14 protein-coding genes and 1 pseudogene are annotated in these 16,333 nt (G+C 73.5%); 7 read left to right on the forward strand and 8 right to left on the reverse strand.

Annotated features, from left to right (window positions below; all coding sequences use genetic code 11):
• From ABZ490_RS51045 to ABZ490_RS51060, 4 genes are all read right to left on the reverse strand, one after another.
• Positions 1 to 1,050 (reverse strand): histidine kinase (locus tag ABZ490_RS51045; RefSeq protein ID WP_359007525.1); only part of this gene is annotated, 1,050 nt, incomplete at its 3' end.
• Between the two features lie 91 nt (positions 1,051 to 1,141).
• Positions 1,142 to 2,293, reverse strand: coding sequence for an extracellular solute-binding protein (locus tag ABZ490_RS51050; RefSeq protein WP_359007528.1), 1,152 nt, complete (start codon positions 2,291 to 2,293; stop codon positions 1,142 to 1,144).
• Positions 2,294 to 2,470: 177 nt separating this feature from the next.
• Positions 2,471 to 3,463, reverse strand: a complete 993-nt coding sequence (locus tag ABZ490_RS51055) for a helix-turn-helix domain-containing protein (protein ID WP_359007531.1) — start codon at positions 3,461 to 3,463, stop codon at positions 2,471 to 2,473.
• Positions 3,464 to 4,194: 731 nt separating this feature from the next.
• Entirely contained in the window at positions 4,195 to 5,169 is a 975-nt protein-coding gene (locus tag ABZ490_RS51060; protein WP_359007533.1) for an alpha/beta hydrolase, read from the reverse strand.
• Between the two features lie 239 nt (positions 5,170 to 5,408).
• Between ABZ490_RS51060 and ABZ490_RS51065 the strand changes: the two genes are divergently transcribed.
• Positions 5,409 to 6,410 carry a TerC/Alx family metal homeostasis membrane protein gene (locus ABZ490_RS51065; RefSeq protein WP_359007536.1) on the forward strand — a complete coding sequence of 334 codons (1,002 nt, stop codon included), beginning with the start codon at positions 5,409 to 5,411 and terminating at the stop codon, positions 6,408 to 6,410.
• Positions 6,411 to 6,621: 211 nt separating this feature from the next.
• On the opposite strand, the gene ABZ490_RS51070 is transcribed toward ABZ490_RS51065, so the two are convergent.
• Both ABZ490_RS51070 and ABZ490_RS51075 read right to left on the reverse strand, forming a co-directional pair.
• Entirely contained in the window at positions 6,622 to 7,632 is a 1,011-nt protein-coding gene (locus ABZ490_RS51070; RefSeq protein ID WP_359007539.1) for an FkbM family methyltransferase, read from the reverse strand.
• A gap of 183 nt (positions 7,633 to 7,815) precedes the next feature.
• Positions 7,816 to 8,376 (reverse strand): NAD(P)H-dependent oxidoreductase, encoded by a 561-nt coding sequence (locus ABZ490_RS51075; RefSeq protein ID WP_359007542.1) that lies wholly within the window; start codon positions 8,374 to 8,376, stop codon positions 7,816 to 7,818.
• A 117-nt stretch (positions 8,377 to 8,493) separates the two neighbouring features.
• Here ABZ490_RS51075 and ABZ490_RS51080 point away from each other — a divergent pair, with 117 nt between their 5' ends.
• The 3 genes from ABZ490_RS51080 to ABZ490_RS51090 all read left to right on the forward strand — a co-directional run bounded on the left by ABZ490_RS51080 (position 8,494) and on the right by ABZ490_RS51090 (position 11,964).
• Positions 8,494 to 9,150: a helix-turn-helix domain-containing protein gene (locus ABZ490_RS51080; protein WP_359007545.1), complete on the forward strand. Its 657-nt coding sequence runs from the start codon at positions 8,494 to 8,496 to the stop codon at positions 9,148 to 9,150.
• Between the two features lie 200 nt (positions 9,151 to 9,350).
• A complete protein-coding gene (locus ABZ490_RS51085; protein ID WP_359007549.1) occupies positions 9,351 to 10,400 on the forward strand; it encodes a LacI family DNA-binding transcriptional regulator in 1,050 nt (349 codons plus the stop codon).
• A gap of 118 nt (positions 10,401 to 10,518) precedes the next feature.
• Positions 10,519 to 11,964: a benzaldehyde dehydrogenase gene (locus tag ABZ490_RS51090; RefSeq protein ID WP_359007552.1), complete on the forward strand. Its 1,446-nt coding sequence runs from the start codon at positions 10,519 to 10,521 to the stop codon at positions 11,962 to 11,964.
• Between the two features lie 19 nt (positions 11,965 to 11,983).
• Here the strand turns inward: ABZ490_RS51090 and trxA are convergent, their stop codons facing one another.
• A complete protein-coding gene (trxA, locus tag ABZ490_RS51095; RefSeq protein ID WP_359007555.1) occupies positions 11,984 to 12,364 on the reverse strand; it encodes a thioredoxin in 381 nt (126 codons plus the stop codon).
• A gap of 119 nt (positions 12,365 to 12,483) precedes the next feature.
• Here trxA and ABZ490_RS51100 point away from each other — a divergent pair, with 119 nt between their 5' ends.
• Positions 12,484 to 13,902 (forward strand): NAD(P)/FAD-dependent oxidoreductase, encoded by a 1,419-nt coding sequence (locus ABZ490_RS51100; protein WP_359007558.1) that lies wholly within the window; start codon positions 12,484 to 12,486, stop codon positions 13,900 to 13,902.
• Between the two features lies 1 nt (position 13,903).
• Here the strand turns inward: ABZ490_RS51100 and ABZ490_RS51105 are convergent, their stop codons facing one another.
• A complete protein-coding gene (locus tag ABZ490_RS51105; protein ID WP_359007561.1) occupies positions 13,904 to 14,548 on the reverse strand; it encodes a peptide deformylase in 645 nt (214 codons plus the stop codon).
• 132 nt (positions 14,549 to 14,680) lie between these two features.
• On the opposite strand from ABZ490_RS51105, the gene ABZ490_RS51110 reads away from it, so the two are divergent.
• Together ABZ490_RS51110 and ABZ490_RS51115 are read left to right on the forward strand one after the other, a co-directional pair.
• The gene (locus ABZ490_RS51110; protein WP_359007564.1) at positions 14,681 to 16,174 is read left to right on the forward strand and encodes a PepSY domain-containing protein; all 1,494 of its coding nucleotides are present in this window, start codon (positions 14,681 to 14,683) and stop codon (positions 16,172 to 16,174) included.
• A gap of 64 nt (positions 16,175 to 16,238) precedes the next feature.
• Positions 16,239 to 16,333, forward strand: a pseudogene (locus tag ABZ490_RS51115) (pirin family protein); the annotation flags it as partial.

Consider the following 16,333-nt stretch of genomic DNA (forward strand, 5'->3'; position numbering starts at 1 on the left):
TTCCACTGGGCCCGCGGGCTGTGGTCCGACCGGGCCCGCGGGCTGTGGTCCGACCGGGCCCGCGGGCCGTGCTCCGACCGGGCCCGCGGGCTGTGGTTCCACCGGGCCCGCGCCGGGTGCGTCGAGGGCTGTCCCGCGGGTGCCCGTCGTGCGGAACCGGACCCTCGCCGCCGCGCCCTCCGCCTCGGCCCGTGCGCACAACAGCCGCAGCGCGCCCTCCAGTCCGGCCTCGTCCACGGCGGACGGCGTGAGGTCGCGGATGATCCGCCGGGTCTCGGCGAGCGTGGTGTGCAGCCCGTCCGCGACGGCCCGCACCCGGGTACGGGCCACGTCCGCGCGCCCGTCCCAGTCCCGCTCGGCGGCCTGGAGCAGCATGACCCCGCCGGAGAGTTCCTGGGCCAGGGTGTCGTGCAGGTCCCGGGCGATCCTCGCCCGCTCGGCCAGCACCCCCGCCTGCCGCTGCTGCCGGGCCAGGACGTCCCGGGTGCCCCGCAACTCCTCCACCAGCCGCAGCCGTTCGGCGGCGTCCCGCTGCTGGGAACGGTAGAGCGCGAGCGTGCCCCACACGGCCGCCACCGGGATCAACACCACTTCCGGATCGAACGGCCCCGTACCGTACGCGAGTTGCGCCACGAGTACGACGGTCAGCGCGCCCACCGCCACCCCGGCCGCCCGCCGGCCGAGCACCCGCAGCGCCGCGCAGGCCAGCGGGACGGCGCACCAGGTGTAGGTGGCGACCAGCGAGGGCGCGAGATGCAGCAGCAGGGCCCACAGCCCGAGCAGCGCCGCGATCCAGGCGGGCCGGCCGTGGCGGCCCCAGTGCCCGGAGCGCCCGAGCCGGTCCTCGGCGGCGAGCCCGCCCGCGTAGCCGACGGCCAGCAGGGTGCTGACCGTCATCACGTCCCAGCACGGCCCGATCCCCAGCCGCGCGAATCTCACCAGACCCGCCCCGACGACCAGGAAGAACGTCAGATGGGTGAGGTGGGACAGACGCGGCCGGCTCCCGAGGACGGCTCTCACGGCGGTACGGACGGGAGCGCGGTCGGACACGAAATCCCCTTGGACGATGATCCGTTCGAACAGGGGAGCCGAGTCTATCCGGCGGCTGTAGGGGCGATGTGAGGACGCTCGGCGACCGCTGTCAGGCGCCCGGACGCAGCCCGAGGAAGCCCGGCGTCGGATCGCCCTCGACCTCGCCGAAGTACAGGGCGAAGGTCTGCTTCAGCCGCTCCACCTCGGCGCGGTCGGACATGAAGCGGGGGAAGCCGTCGAGGTGGGCGTTGGGGTACTCCCAGACCGGCTTCAGCCCGGCCGGGGGCGTGATGTCGGTACGCACCGACCAGCCGTTGAACGCGCTCGCCTGAGTGGCCGTCGACAGCTGCCAGTTGAGGTACAGCTTCGCCGCCGTGGTGTGGGCGGCCGCCTTCAGGATCGCCGCCCGCTGACCCCAGGCCATGAACGGCGCGCTCTCGGGCATCACCCACTTCACCGGCCCGGTGGACAGCGGCGCGCCGGAGCCGCCGACGCCGATCGCGTACTGACCGGCGCGCACGGCGTCACCGGGGGAGTTGCTGCCGCGCGCGAACCGGACGTCCTGCGCGGCCAGCCGGGCCACGAAGTCCCAGCCGTAGTGCTTGACGTACAGCGAGTAGAGGTAGAGGACCGCGTCGTCGTCGTGCGGGAAGGAGGACGCGATCCGCCCCTTCCAGCGGGCGTCGAGCAGGTCCAGCGGGGTGCGGGGCGCGTCGGCGCCGGCCGCGTCCGGGCCGTACATGAAGCTGAAGCCGATCGCGGCGATCGCGACCCAGGCGCCCTGCGGGTCCTTGAACTTCTCGTGGACCTTCGAGAAACCGGCGGGCCGGTAGTGCAGCAGCCGGCCCTGGGACTTCCAGCGCACGAAGTCCTGGAGCGTCTGCAACTGGACGACGTCGGGCACGAGGGTGCCGGTGGCGAGCTGGTTGTCGATCCGGACGTCGTGGTACTTGCTGTAGTCCACGATCAGAGTCAGGTCGATGTCCGGGAAGCGCTTGAGGAAGGCGGCCTTGGTGCCGTCCTGCTGGGTCGGGGTGTCCCCGCCCGCGTACACGACGAGCTTGCCGCCTTCCGCGAGGGCGGCGCGGTACAGCTCGTCGAGCGACCGGGTCTCCTCGGACCCGGAGCCGGCCCGCGCGGCGGTGGGGGCGGCGGGGACGGCGGGGGTGGCGGAGGCGGGGGAGGTGCCGAGGGCGCCGAGGCCGAGGGCGGCACCCGCGCCGGTCGCGAGGAGACGCCTTCTGCTGGGGGAGCTGGGCATGATGCTCAGACCTCTCTGATCTCTGAGGGGGGTGGGGACCGGGCGCCGCGGTCGATCCCGATTCTGCGCCGCGCGGGCGGTGCCGCGCGTCGTCCGGACGGCCCCGATGCCGGGCGTCCGGTGGAACCCCCGTTCAACCGATCGGTTGAACGACAGGAGATGAGGCGTGAGTCGGCGTTACGACCGGGTCAGACGCCGTGTCGTCAGCGCGAGGTGCAGCCGGAGCCGGCCCTGCGGGGTGCGCACCGGCCAGCCCAGCAGATGCTCGGCGTGGGTCAGCCGGTCCTGGAGCGTGGAGTGGTGCACGTTGGCCTCGGCGGCGGCCGCCCGCAGACTCGCCGTCGCGACGACGGCGTACAGCGTGGTGAGCAGCCAGGGCGCGTCCGCGGCGGCCGCCTCCAGCGCCTGGACGTCCGGCGGCGGTTCGGCGCCCGGCAGGACGACCTCGGCCAGCAGGGCGATCCCGCCCAGCTCGTCGGCGTACACCACCCGGGGGCCGGGGTCCTGCGCGGTTCCCTCGGCGGTGAACCTCAGCGCGGTGCGGGCGGCGGCCCAGGAGCGCGGCAGCTCCAGGACGGGGACGGCGAGGCCGACGCCGGTCCGCGGGCCCGCGGCCTCCGTGACCGGGCCCTCGGCGGGGATCACCCGGGGCCGTCCGGACGGTACGGCGACGGCGCGGGCGGCGGCGTGCGGGTCGAGACCGAGCCGCCGGGCCGCGTGCAGCCGGGCCGGTTCGCCGGCCGTGGCGTCCAGCACCGTCTCGACCAGGGCGGGATCGTCGAGCGGGGCGCGTCCCCGGGTGCGGTCGAGGACCAGCCGCGCCGCTCCGGCGGCCCGCTCCAGGATCACCGCGTCGACCACGCTGGGCGCCGCTCCCGCGCGCTCCAGCCACAGGGCGGGCGGGCCCTCGGGCGTCAGCGAGGCGGACGGCCACTGCGGGTCGGGCGGCAGCTCCGAGTCGCGTCGGGTGCCGTCCGCCTCGACCCGCACCCGTACCCGCCGGTCGGCGTCGACCAGCCGCGCGGGCACCCCGGCCAGTACGGCGGCCCCGCGCACCAGCGCCTCCACCCCGGCCCGTGCCTCGGCCAGCCGGTCGAAGTAGGCGATCACCCGCACGGCGGCCCCCGCATCCGGATCCACCGCGGTCAGCCGCCCGGCCAGCTCTTTCATACGGCCATCATGCGCCACGCACCCACCGGTGAGGAGAGCCGTGGGCCGTGGGCACGGGCCCGCCGCCCTCCGGACACACCAGGACCGAGGCCAGGCCCCGCAGAGCCCACGCGACTCGGCGCACCGGCCTCATGCCCCCGCAGGCCGATGCGGTGCCGGAACGGGCTCGCAGCGCGGTGCGGTGCCGGAGCGGGCCTGATCGGCCGTGCAGCCGGCTCACGCCGTGCCGGAGCGGGCTGGTGTGGTCCGGTGTCGGCGCACTGGGTCTGGAGCGGGTCGGTGTCGGCTGACTGGGTCCGCAGCGGGTCGGTGCGGGTCGGTGTCGGCTGACTGGGTCCGCAGCGGGTCGGTGCGGGTCGGTGTCGGCCTACTCGGTCCGGAGCGGGTCGGTGCGGGTCGGTGTCGGCCTACTCGGTCCGGAGGGAGTCGGCGCGGGTCGGTGTCGGCCCGTTTTGGTCCGGAGCGGGCCGGTGCGCCGGTGTCGGCCTGCTGGGTCCGGAGGGAGTCGGTGCGGTCCTGTGAGGGCCTGCCCCGGAACCGCCGTTCCGGGGCAGGCCGGTGTCGGCCACTCGGCCCGAGGCGTGCCCGCGTGGCCTGGAGCGGGGCTCCCCGGTCTTGCAGCGGGGCTCCTCTGTCCTCGTGCAGGCCCGCAGGACTGGCGTGGCTCACTCCAGCCGGAGCAGGCCCACGCGGTCCAGGCGCACGTCCCGTCGGCCCCGGACCGGAGCCCCCTACTCCGCGAGCAGCCGCCGCAGCCAGTCCACGTGGGCCGCCCTGGCCGAGCGGGACAGTGCCGCCTGGGGGGCGAAGCCGTCGAAGCCGTGGAAGCCGCCCGGCCAGACGTGCAGCTCGGCCACACCGCCCGCCTGCCAGATGCGGGAGGCGTAGGTGACGACCTCGTCCCGGAAGGTCTCCGCGGAGCCGACGTCGAGGAAGGCCGGGGGCAGCCCGGACAGGTCCTCGGCGCGGGCCGGCGCCGCGTACGGGGAGACGTCGGGGCCGCCGCGCAGCCCGCCGAGCAGGGCGCCCCAGCCCGTTTCGTTGGCCGTGCGGTCCCATACGCCGAGGCCCGCCATCTGGTGGGAGGAGGGGGTGTCGTTGCGGTCGTCCAGCATCGGGCACATCAGCAGCTGACCCAGCGGCCGCGGGCCGCCCCGGTCGCGCAGCAGCAGGGCGAGCGCCGCCGTGAGCCCGCCGCCCGCGCTGGCCCCCGCGATCACGATCCGCTCCGGGTCCCCGCCCAGCTCCTTCGCGTGCTCCACCGTCCACAGCAGCCCGGCGTACACGTCCTCGACCGGCGCCGGATGCGGGTTCTCGGGCGCCAGCCGGTACTCCACGGACACCACGACCAGGTCCAGTTCCCGGGCCCAGTCCAGCGCCACGTCGACGCCGACCCGGTTGGTGCCGAGGACCATGCCGCCGCCGTGCACGTGGTAGACGACCGGGCGCGGCCGGGCGGGGGCCGGTGCGGTGGGCCGGCAGATCAGCAGCGAGATCCCGGGGGCGCCCTCGGGCCCCGGCACCGTCCGGTCCTCGACCTCGAAGGCGCCGCCCGCCGTCAGATCCAGCTCGGCCAGCATCGAGATGCCCGGCCCCTGGCGGATGGCCTCGATGTCCTCGGGGGACATCCCGGGCTGGATCACCTCCTTGATCAGCTCCAGCGCGGCGGCGAGCTCGGGGTCGAACGGCGGCGGAACGGATGTCATGGCTTCTCCTCGTGCGAGAACGCGGCGGCTCGTGCGGACATGATTCAGCCGTCCGCCGCCGTTCGGAGCACCGCCGTCCGGCGGAACCTCCCCGCCATCCGGCGGGTGACGCGCCTCCCGGCCGTTTCAGGGCCCCGGCGCCTTACGAGGTCATGACCTGTTGTTCACCTGTGTGCGGTGGAAGGGCCCCCTGAGTCGGACAACGATGTCGAGACCCCACAGGCACCAGGAGTACCACCGTGAACGTCTCCCTCACCGTCTGGCTGCTGACCATAGCGGCCCTGTGCGCTCTCGTCGGCGTGGACTTCCTCGTCGGACGGAAACCCCATGACGTCTCGGTGAAGGAGGCCGGGACCTGGACGGTCGTCTGGGTCGTCCTGGCCTGTCTGTTCGGCCTCGGGGTGTTCCTGTTCGGCGGGGGAGGGCCGACCGGCGAGTTCTTCGCCGGGTACATCACGGAGAAGTCGCTGAGCGTCGACAACCTCTTCGTCTTCGTCCTGATCATGGGCAAGTTCGCGGTGCCCTCGCCCTATCAGCAGCGGGTGCTCATGGTGGGCGTCCTGATGGCGCTGGTGCTGCGCGCGCTGTTCATCGCCGCCGGCGCGGCGATCATCTCCGCGTTCTCCTGGGTGTTCTACCTCTTCGGCGCCTTCCTGATCTGGACGGCGTGGAAGCTGGTCCAGGACGCCAGGAAGGGCGGGCACGAGGAGGAGTACGAGGAGAACAAGCTGCTCAAGGCCGTGGAGAATCGGTTCGGCGTGGCGGACCGCTACCACGGCACCAAGCTGTGGATCGAGCAGAACGGCAAGCGGGTCATGACCCCGATGCTCGTCGTGATGCTCGCGATCGGCTCGACCGACGTGCTGTTCGCCCTCGACTCCATCCCGGCCATCTACGGGCTGACCGACGACCCGTACATCGTGTTCACCGCCAACGCCTTCGCGCTGATGGGCCTCAGGCAGCTGTACTTCCTCATCGGCGGCCTGCTGAAGAAGCTGGTCCACCTCAGTTACGGCCTGTCGATCATCCTGGGCTTCATCGGCGTCAAGCTGGTGCTGCACGCGCTGCACGAGTCCGGTGTCCATGTCCCCGAGATCGGCATCCCGTTCTCCCTCGGCTTCATCGTGCTCGTCCTGACCGTCACGACACTCACCAGCCTGCGGGCGGCCGCACGGCAGGAGCGCCGGGAAGCGGCGGCGGAGGGCGAGCCGGGGTCGGCCGCGGCGGCCTCGGAAGCCTGAGCCCGTCCGAGCCCGTCCGGCGGAGCATTCCGCCGACGCGGAGCGCTCACCCGCACCCGGGGCCGCATCCGCCACACGCCCTGGGTCGTGTCCGCGAAGTCCCTCCCCCAGAGGGGGTACCCCCACGCTCGGCTGCGCTCGCGCGGGCGGGGCCCCCGCGACGCCGCAGGGCCCGCCCTCCGGGCGGACGACGGGACCTTGCGGGCACGCCCTAGGAGGCCTGGGCCGGGGCCGATGTCGCGCGCATCATCACGCAGTCGAACTCGATCACGCGGCCGGTGGTCGCCTCGCGGGTCACCGGGTACATGCCGGTGATGCCGAAGCCTTCCGCCTCGTACGCGGCGACGGCCTCGCCCATCGTGGGGCTGCCCTCGTACAGCCGCAGACAGGCGACCTCGGACTGCATGCCCACGAAGTCCGCGACCCGCTTGCCCGCCCCGGCGAACACCTCCAGGTCGTAGCCCTGGGTGTCCATCTTCAGATACGGGACAGGGGCGGCGAGCCCCGCCAGGGCCTCGTCCATCACCTCGTCGAGGCGGCGGATGCGGATCTCCTCGGTGTCGGACTTCTTGAACCGGCTGTAGCGGCCCTTGCCGTACTCGCTGGGCGGCAGCAGGGAGTTCATGGTCAGCCAGCTCTTGTGGATCTCCGCGGTGGTCTCCTCGCGGCCCAGTCCGCACTGGTGGACCTGCCAGTCGGGGTCGTCCTCGGCGGCCTTCGCCAGCCGGGCGAACGTCTCCGAGGTCGGTTCGAAGGACACGATCCGGCCCGTGTACCCGGCCTTGCGCAGCCGCTTGGCGTACTGGCCGGTGTTGGCGCCGACGTCGAAGACACAGTTGACGCTGTACAGCTCGAGCATGGCGGTCACATGCTGGACGCACAGGTATTCGGCAGCGGAAAGCTGGATCCTGCGCTCGTCCTGGTGCTCCGGGTCCTCGATCAGGAGCACGGCCCCGGTGTCGCCGAGCGGTACCACGCCCTTCTCGGCGACCCCCGTGCGCGCGCCGCCGCGGGTGCGCCGCAGGACCCAGGTGTCCTTGTCCACGCCGGTCACCCGGTACGGGCCGCCGCGCCGGGAGACGACCTTCGTGGCCGCGTCCACGTCGGTCACCTCGTACGGGCCGCCCCGCCGGGACACCACCGCCGCACCCGGGCCGAGATCGGTCACCTGGACGCCCACGCGGGGCATCAGCCGGAGCAGTCGTCGAAAAAGGGTCTGCATCCCCCAGCCTTATCAGACCGTACGGTCGGCGGTCTGCGGGTTGAACGACTTTCGACGCGGTGACGACGTACCGGAAACACAGGGGATACGGGGATACGGGGATAACGGGGATACGGCGAGGGGCCGCGGCAACCGTGCCGCGGCCCCTCGTGGCGTGTCCCACGCCGGGAAGAGTCCCCGTGATCAGGCGGCGAGCTCGCCCGCGGTGCCGTGCAGCCGCGCCACGACCTCGGTCAGCTGGGCGGCGACCTCGGCGTCGTCGGACGGGTGGGTCTCGGCGAAGCGGGTCAGCGAGCCCGGGATGGACAGCTTGACGTCCTCGAGGACCTTGCCGCCGGCGATGCCCACGGCCTTGCGGGCCTCGTCCTGCGCCCAGACGCCGCCGAACTGGCCGAACGCGGTGCCGACCACGGCGACGGGCTTGCCGCCGAAGGCGCCGGCGCCGTACGGGCGGGACAGCCAGTCGATGGCGTTCTTCAGGACGGCCGGGATCGTGCCGTTGTACTCGGGGGAGAAGAGCAGGAACGCGTCGGCGGAACCGGCGGTCTCACGCAGCTTCGCGGCGGCGGCCGGGACGCTGCCCTCGATGTCGAGGTCCTCGTTGTAGAAGGGGATCTCGGCCAGGCCCTCGAAGAGCTCGACCTGGGCGCCCTCGGGAGCGACCTTGACGGCCGCCTCGGCGAGCTGGCGGTTGGTCGAACCGGCGCGGAGGCTGCCGACGAGCGCGAGGATGCGGACAGACATGGGAACTCCCAAGGGGCTGAAACACGGTGTTTACGATCCGGACCGAGGTCCGCTTAATGTGTAGCAGCATAACCGGACCGGGGTCCAGTTTCATTCCCGGTGCTTTACGCTGAGTTCATGTCCAGCCTTCTGCCGCCTTGCCCGGAGCCCGAGGAGAAGATCGGCGAGCCCCAGCAGCTGATCCAGCTGGGGACCGCCGGCGACGAGCCGTGTCTGCGCGCGGACGCGGCCCGCAACCGTGCGCGGCTGCTGGACGCCGCCGCCCGGCTGATCGCCGAGCACGGCGCCGCCGGGGTGACCATGGAGGCGGTGGCCGCGGCCGCCAACGTGGGCAAGGGCACGGTCTTCCGGCGCTTCGGCGACCGCACCGGCCTGCTGATGGCGCTGCTCGACCACGCGGAGCAGAAGATGCAGGCCGCGTTCCTCGGCGGGCCCCCGCCGCTCGGACCGGGCGCGCCGCCCGTGGAGCGGCTGCGGGCCTTCGGGATCGCCCTGCTGCGGCGCCTCGCCGACGAGCTGGACCTGCAGCTGGCGGCCGAGGCCGCCGCCGAGCGCCGCTACTCGGTCCCCGCCCACCGCGTCCAGCACAGCCATGTGGTCCTGCTGCTGCGCCAGACGCTGCCCCACGCCGACCACGAACTCCTGGCCCACACCCTGATGGGCTACCTCAACCCGGTCCTGGTCCACCATCTGACCCGGCAGTGCGGGGTGCCGATGGCCCGGCTGGAGAACGGGTGGAGCGACCTGGTGGACCGGATCACGGCAGGCGGCTGAGCGCCCGCCGCGCGGGAACGGCTTCTCCGTGACGCGACATCTCCATGACACGACATCTCCGTGACGCGACACGCCGCATCGCATGGCGCCGTACCGGAATCCCTGGCCGGGAATTCGCACTGATGAGCGCAGGTGCTGGTTGACGCTTCATTGAATCGGGGCGTCCCCCGCCCGGAAGGGCGCTCACAGGTTCTGCCAAGATGCCGTACGTCATGGTGCAAATACCCAACACGCCCGCGCCGACGAAGCCGCCGGCGCCGCGCCCCGTGCCCACGAGCGCCGACGTGGCCCGCCTGGCCGGAGTCTCGCGCGCGACCGTCTCCTACGTGCTGAACAACACCAGCGCCGTACGCATCAGCGAGCCCACCCGCCGCCGGGTCCACGAGGCCGCGAGGGAACTGGGGTACGTGCCGCACGCGGCCGCCCGCAGCCTGCGCGCCGGACACAGCCGGGTCGTCCTGATGCCCACCCTGCCCGTCCCGGCCGGCCCCCTCTACAGCCAGTTCGTGCACGACTTCCAGGGCGCCCTGAGCCGCCTCGACTACACCGTCGTCCAGTACGGCACCTCCGGACTGCACGGTGACGACGCCGCCCGGGCCTGGGCCGAACTGCGGCCGGTCGCCGTGCTCGTGCCCACCCCCGGCATCGGTCCGGAGGGCGTCGCCGTCCTGAAACGGTCCGGCGCTCGGGCCGTGGTCACCCTGAGTCCCGTGCCCGTCGAGGGCGCCCACGCGCTGCTCCTGGACCACGCCCGCGTGGGCCACAGCGCCGCCGGACATCTGCACGCGCGGGGCAGACGCCGGATCGGTGTCGTCGTGCCCGAGGAGCCCGGCATGGAGATCTTCTCCGGGCCCCGGCTGACCGGCGCCCGCGAGGCGCTGCGCGGCACCGACGCCACCGTCGTCGAACTGTCCCTCGCCTACACCCAGAAGTCCGCCGCCGCCCTCGCCGGCCGCTGGGCCGACCTGGGCCTGGACGCCGTGTTCGCCTACAACGACGAGTACGCGATGCTGCTGATGCGCGCCCTGACGGAGGCGGGGGTGCGGATCCCCGAGGACACGGCCGTCATCGGCGCCGACGACCTGATGCTGGGCCGGCTGCTGCGGCCTACGCTGAGCACGGTGCGCATCGCGCTGCCCTCCGGCCGTGAACTCGCGGCGCTGGTCGACCGGGCGGTGCGCAACCCCGGCGCGGAGCCCGAGACGTACCCCCTGTCCGGCGCGACGGTGGTGCATCGCGAGTCCAGTTGATCCAGTTGATCCATGGAGGGTGCGCCCGAGCGGAACAAGCTGTTAAATGCTCAACCAGATGGGACGTGTGCGCCCCCTGAGCAGTGCGTCCCGCGGGTCACCGATCGGAGAGCCATCCATGCCGCTGCTCGACCCCCAGACCTGGCAGACCTCGCAGTCCCGGGCCCTGACCGGCCCGCGGCACACCGTCACCGAGCCCGCCACCGGTGCGGCCCTCGGCACCGTCGTGCTGGCCTCCGCCGCCGATGTGGCCCCGGCCGCCGAGACGGCCCGCGCCGCCCAGGGCGAATGGGCCCGGCTGCCGCACTTCGTCCGGGCCGGGGTGCTGCGCAAGGCCGGCGACCTGTTCGCCGCGCACGCCGAGGAGCTGCGCGGCTGGCTCGTCCGCGAGTCCGGCTCCATCCCGGGCAAGGCCGACTTCGAACTGCACGTCGCCGCCCAGGAGTGCTACGAGGCCGCCGCCCTCGCCTCCCGTCCCGCCGGCCAGGTCCTGCCCAGCGAGGCGCCCCGGCTGTCGTACACCCGGCGGATCCCGGTCGGCGTCGTCGGCGTGATCTCCCCGTTCAACGCCCCGCTGATCCTCTCGATCCGCTCCGTCGCGCCCGCCCTCGCGCTCGGCAACGGCGTCGTCCTCAAGCCGGACCCGCGCACGGCCGTCTGCGGCGGCCTCTCGCTGGCCGCCGTCTTCGCCGAGGCGGGCCTTCCCGCGGGCCTCCTCCAGGTGCTGCCCGGCGGCGCCGAGACGGGCGCCGCCCTGGTCGCCGACCCGGGCGTGCCGGTCATCTCCTTCACCGGCTCCACCGCCGCGGGCCGCGCGGTCGGCGAGGCCGCCGGACGCCACCTCAAGCGGGCGCATCTGGAACTCGGCGGGAACTCCGCCCTGATCGTGCTGGAGGACGCCGACCTCGACGCGGTGATCTCCACCGCCGCCTGGGGCTCCTTCTTCCACCAGGGCCAGATCTGCATGACCACCGGCCGCCACCTGGTGCACGCCTCGCTCTACGAGGAGTACGTCGAACGGCTCGCCGCCAAGGCCGAGTCCCTCGCCGTCGGCGACCCGCACCGCGCCCAGGTCCACCTCGGCCCGCTCATCGACCGGGGCCAGCTCACGAAGGTGCACGGCCTGGTGGAGGCCAGCACGGCCGCCGGCGCGAAACTCGCCGCGGGCGGCACCCACGAGGACCTCTTCTACCGGCCGACCGTCCTCGCCGGCGTCGACGAGTCCACCCCCGCCTACGCGGAGGAGGTCTTCGGCCCGGTCGCCCCCGTCCGCTCCTTCACCACCCCCGACGAGGCCGCCGCGCTCGCCGCCCACAGCGCCTACGGCCTCTCCCTCGGCATCGTCACCCGGGACGCCGCCCGAGGCCTGGACCTCGCCGAACGCATCCCCACCGGCATCGTCCACATCAACGACCAGACGGTGAACGACGAGGCCGTGGCCCCCTTCGGAGGCGTCGCCGCCTCCGGCACCGGCGCCCGCTTCGGCGGCGAGGCCAACATCGAGGCCTTCACCGACCTGCGCTGGACGACGGTGCGCGGCGACGTGGCGCCCTACCCGTTCTGAGACCGGCCCCCGGCGAGGCCTACTGGTCGGCCTGCGCCGCCTGCTGCTCCGCCACCGACTTGCGGACCTCGTCCATGTCCAGCTTGCGCGCCTGCCCGATCACGTCCGCGAGAGCGGCCTCGGGCAGCGCGCCGGGCTGGGCGAACACGGCCACCCGGTCACGGACGATCATCAGCGTGGGGATCGACTGGATGCCGAAGGCCGCGGCCAGCTCCGGCTGCGCCTCGGTGTCCACCTTGCCGAACACCAGGTCCGGGTTGTCCTGCGCGGCCTTCTCGTACACCGGCGCGAACTGACGGCACGGGCCGCACCAGGCCGCCCAGAAGTCGATCAGGACGAATTCGTTGTCCGTGACCGTCTGGTCGAAGTTCTCCTTGGTGAGCTCCACGGTGCTGCTCATGACCTGCAACCTTCTTCCTGGTGTGGGCTTCCTGGTCGGCACCAACACGGCGGTGCGGGCGCGTATTCCGCGCCCCTACCCGTGTGGCCACCGGGCACACCACCCACCAGACTGACCCCATGACGGAATCGGAAACCATCGCCTACGACGTCGTCGTGCTCGGGGCCGGGCCCGTGGGGGAGAACGTGGCCGACCGCACCCGTGCGGCCGGCCTCACCACCGCGGTCGTGGAGAGCGAGCTGATCGGCGGCGAGTGCTCGTACTGGGCCTGTATGCCCAGCAAGGCCCTGCTGCGCCCGGTCATCGCCCGGGCCGACGCCCGCAGGCTGCCCGGACTGCGCCAGGCCGTCCAGGGTCCCCTGGACGCGTCCGCGGTCTTCGCCCGCCGCAACTGGTTCACCGGCGACTGGACGGACGACGGCCAGGCCGACTGGATCGCCGGCATCGGCGCCGACCTGTACCGGGGCCACGGCCGGCTGGCCGGCCCGCGCACGGTGACCGTGGGGGACCGGACCCTCACCGCCCGGCACGCCGTGGTCGTCTCCACCGGCACCCGCGCCGTCCTGCCGCCGCTGCCCGGCCTCGCCGAGGTACGGCCATGGACCAGCCGGGAGGCCACCAGCTCCCAGACCGTGCCCGCCCGGCTCGTCGTGGTCGGCGGCGGAGTCGTGGCCACCGAGATGGCCACCGCCTACCAGGCCCTCGGCTCCCGGGTCACCGTCCTCGTCCGCGGCAAGGGCCTGCTGAACCGTATGGAGCCCTTCGCCGGCGAACTCGTCGCCGAGGCGCTCACCGAGGCGGGCGCGGACGTACGGACCGGGACCTCGGTGGAGTCCGTCACCCGCACGGACGGCGTCGTCACGGTGGTCACCGGCACCGGGGACCGGATCGAGGCCGACGAGATCCTCTTCGCCACCGGCCGCGCCCCGCGCACCGACGACATCGGCCTCGACACCGTCGGCCTGGAACCCGGCTCCTGGCTCGGCGTCGACGACAGCCTGCGCGTGACCGGCACCGACTGGCTGTACGCGACCGGCGACGCCAACCACCGCGCCCTCCTCACCCACCAGGGCAAGTACCAGGCCCGGATCGCGGGAGCCGCGATCGCCGCGCGTGCCGCCGGCACCCTCCTGGACGGCGCCGATCCGTGGAGCGCCCACGCCGCCACCGCCGACCACGAGTCCGTCCCCCAGGTCGTCTTCACCGACCCCGAGGCCGCAGCGGTCGGCCTGTCGCTCGCCGAGGCCGAACAGGCCGGGTACCGGGTGCGCGCCGTCGACGTCGACATGTCCTCGGTCGCCGGGGCGGGCCTGTACGGCGAGGGCTACAAGGGCCGCGCCCGCATGGTCGTCGACCTGGAGGAGGAGATCCTGCGCGGAGTCACCTTCGTCGGCCCGGGCGTCGGCGAACTGATCCACTCCGCGACCGTCGCCGTGGTCGGCCAGGTGCCGATCGCCCGCCTCTGGCACGCGGTCCCGTCCTACCCGACCCTCAGCGAGATCTGGCTGCGCCTGCTGGAGGCCTTCCGGGACAACTGAGCTACGGAAGATCGAAGTTGAGGGCCCCGGCCGCCCGGGTCGGGGTCGGATGGGCCCAGCGCTCCAGCACCGCCTGGTTGGCGGACAGGGAGCGCAGCTCGGCCCGGTCGAGGTACAGGGTGCCGTCGAGGTGGTCCGTCTCGTGCTGCACGATCCGGGCGGGCCACCCGGCGAACACCTCGTCCAGCGGCCGCCCGTGCTCGTCCTCGCCGGTCAGCCGCACCTCGGCGGCCCGGGCCACCACCGCCTGGTAGCCCGGCACGCTCAGACAGCCCTCGAAGAACGCGGCGCGGGCCGGACCGACCTGCTCGTACGACGGGTTGACCAGGACCCGGAACGGCAGCGGCACCCGGCCGCGGGCCACCCGCACCTCCTCGGGCACCGGCGCCGGGTCCTCGATCACCGCGATCCGCAGCCCCACGCCGACCTGCGGCGCGGCCAGCCCGACCCCGGGCGCCGCGTGCATCGTGACGCGCAACGCCTCGACGAACCGGGCCAGCAGAGCCGGGTCGAGCTGACCGTCATAGCGCTCGGTGCCGGAGCGCAGGACCGGGTCGCCGGCCGCGACGATGGGCAACGGGCCGCCGGGGGCGAGGAGTTCCTCGATGCGGTCGGCAAGGGGCGTACGGGGACGGGGAGCTGCCATCGGGCCAGCATGACATGAGCGACGCCTGTGTGACGCAGGTCACGAGAACTCGCGGGAACTCGGCCCGTGCGCGATCCGACTACTGGACCGTCCCGGCTCAACCCGTCCCCCCGATCCCGGAGTAGCCCGCCGATGACCACCGCTCCCTCGACCCCCACGGACGAGGCCCCCGAGGCAGCCCCGGCCCCGGCCCCGCTGCCCAAGTCCCCAGGCTTGTGGGCCCCGTTGCGCCCCCTGGTGCTGCGTCTGCACTTCTACGCCGGTGTCCTCGTCGCGCCGTTCCTGCTGGTCGCCGCCGTCACCGGCCTCCTGTACGCGGGCTCGTTCCAGGCCGAGAAACTCCTCTACGCCCACGAGATGACCGCGCCCGTCGGCGACACCAAGCTGCCGATATCCGAGCAGGTGGCCGCCGCCCGCAAGGCCCACCCCGAGGGCACCGTCTCGGCCGTGCGGCCGTCCCCGGAGGACGACGCCACCACCCGGGTGATGCTCTCCGGCGTGGAGGGCGTCGATCCCGAGCACACCCTCGCCGTGTTCGTCGACCCGTACACCGCCGAGGTGCGCGGCGCGCTGGAGCAGTACGGCTCGTCGGGCGCCCTGCCGGTGCGCACCTGGATCTCCGGGCTGCACCGCAACCTGCACCTCGGCGAAACCGGCCGTCTCTACAGCGAGTTCGCCGCGAGCTGGCTCTGGGTGATCGCGGCCGGCGGCATCGCGCTGTGGTTCTCCCGCCGCCGCGCGCTGCGCAAGGTGCGGGGCACCAGCGGCCGTCGCCGCACCCTCGGACTGCACGGCACGGTCGGCGTCTGGGCCGCCGCCGGGTTCTTCTTCCTGTCCGCGACCGGACTGACCTGGTCCACCTACGCGGGCGCCAACATCGACGAGCTGCGCACCTCCCTGAAGCAGGCCACCCCGTCCGTCTCGGCCGCCGTGAGCGGCGGCGGCGAGCACGCCGGCCATGAGGCGGCCTCCGGTTCGGGCGGCGACGGCGAGCACGGCGTCGGCCTGGACAAGGTCCTCGCCGCCGCGCGCGCCGAGGGGCTGGGCGACCCGGTCGAGATCGTGCCGCCCGCCGACGCCTCCTCGGCGTACGTCGTCAAGCAGGTGCAGCGCAGCTGGCCCGAGAAGCAGGACACCGTCGCGATCGATCCGGCGACCGGCGAGGTCACCGACACCGTGCGGTTCGCCGACTACCCGGTGCTCGCCAAGCTGACCCGCTGGGGCATCGACCTGCACACCGGCACCCTGTTCGGGCTGGTCAACCAGATCGCGCTGATGCTGCTCGCGCTCTCCCTGATCCTGCTGATCGTGTGGGGCTACCGCATGTGGTGGCAGCGCGGCCGCGGCTCCGCCTTCGGCCGCCCGATCCCGCGCGGAGCCTGGGCGCAGGTCCCGCCGTACGTCCTGGTCCCGCTGATGGCGGTGGTCGCCGTGCTCGGCTACTTCGTCCCGCTCCTCGGCATCCCGCTCGCCGGGTTCCTGGTGGTGGACGTGATCCTCGGCGAGCTGGCCCACCGGCGGCAGACGAAGGACAGGTCGGAGGACAAGTCCCAGGACACGTCGGAGGACGAGGCAGAGGACAAGGCGGAGGACAAGGCGGAGGACAAGGCGGAGGTGCAGGCCTGAGCCCGCGCGGACGGGAGTGACGGGCGGAGGCCCGGAGGTCCCGCACACGGGAGCGGCCCGGCGTCCCCGGGCCATGACCGTCCGCCGTACGCTCCCGCAGCGGCAGCGCAGCCTGATCGGCGCCTGGTGCTTCGCCGACCACTACGGCCCCGACGACGT

Origin of the sequence: Streptomyces sp. NPDC005811 (assembly GCF_040630405.1) — a bacterium.
Lineage (GTDB): Bacteria > Actinomycetota > Actinomycetes > Streptomycetales > Streptomycetaceae > Streptomyces.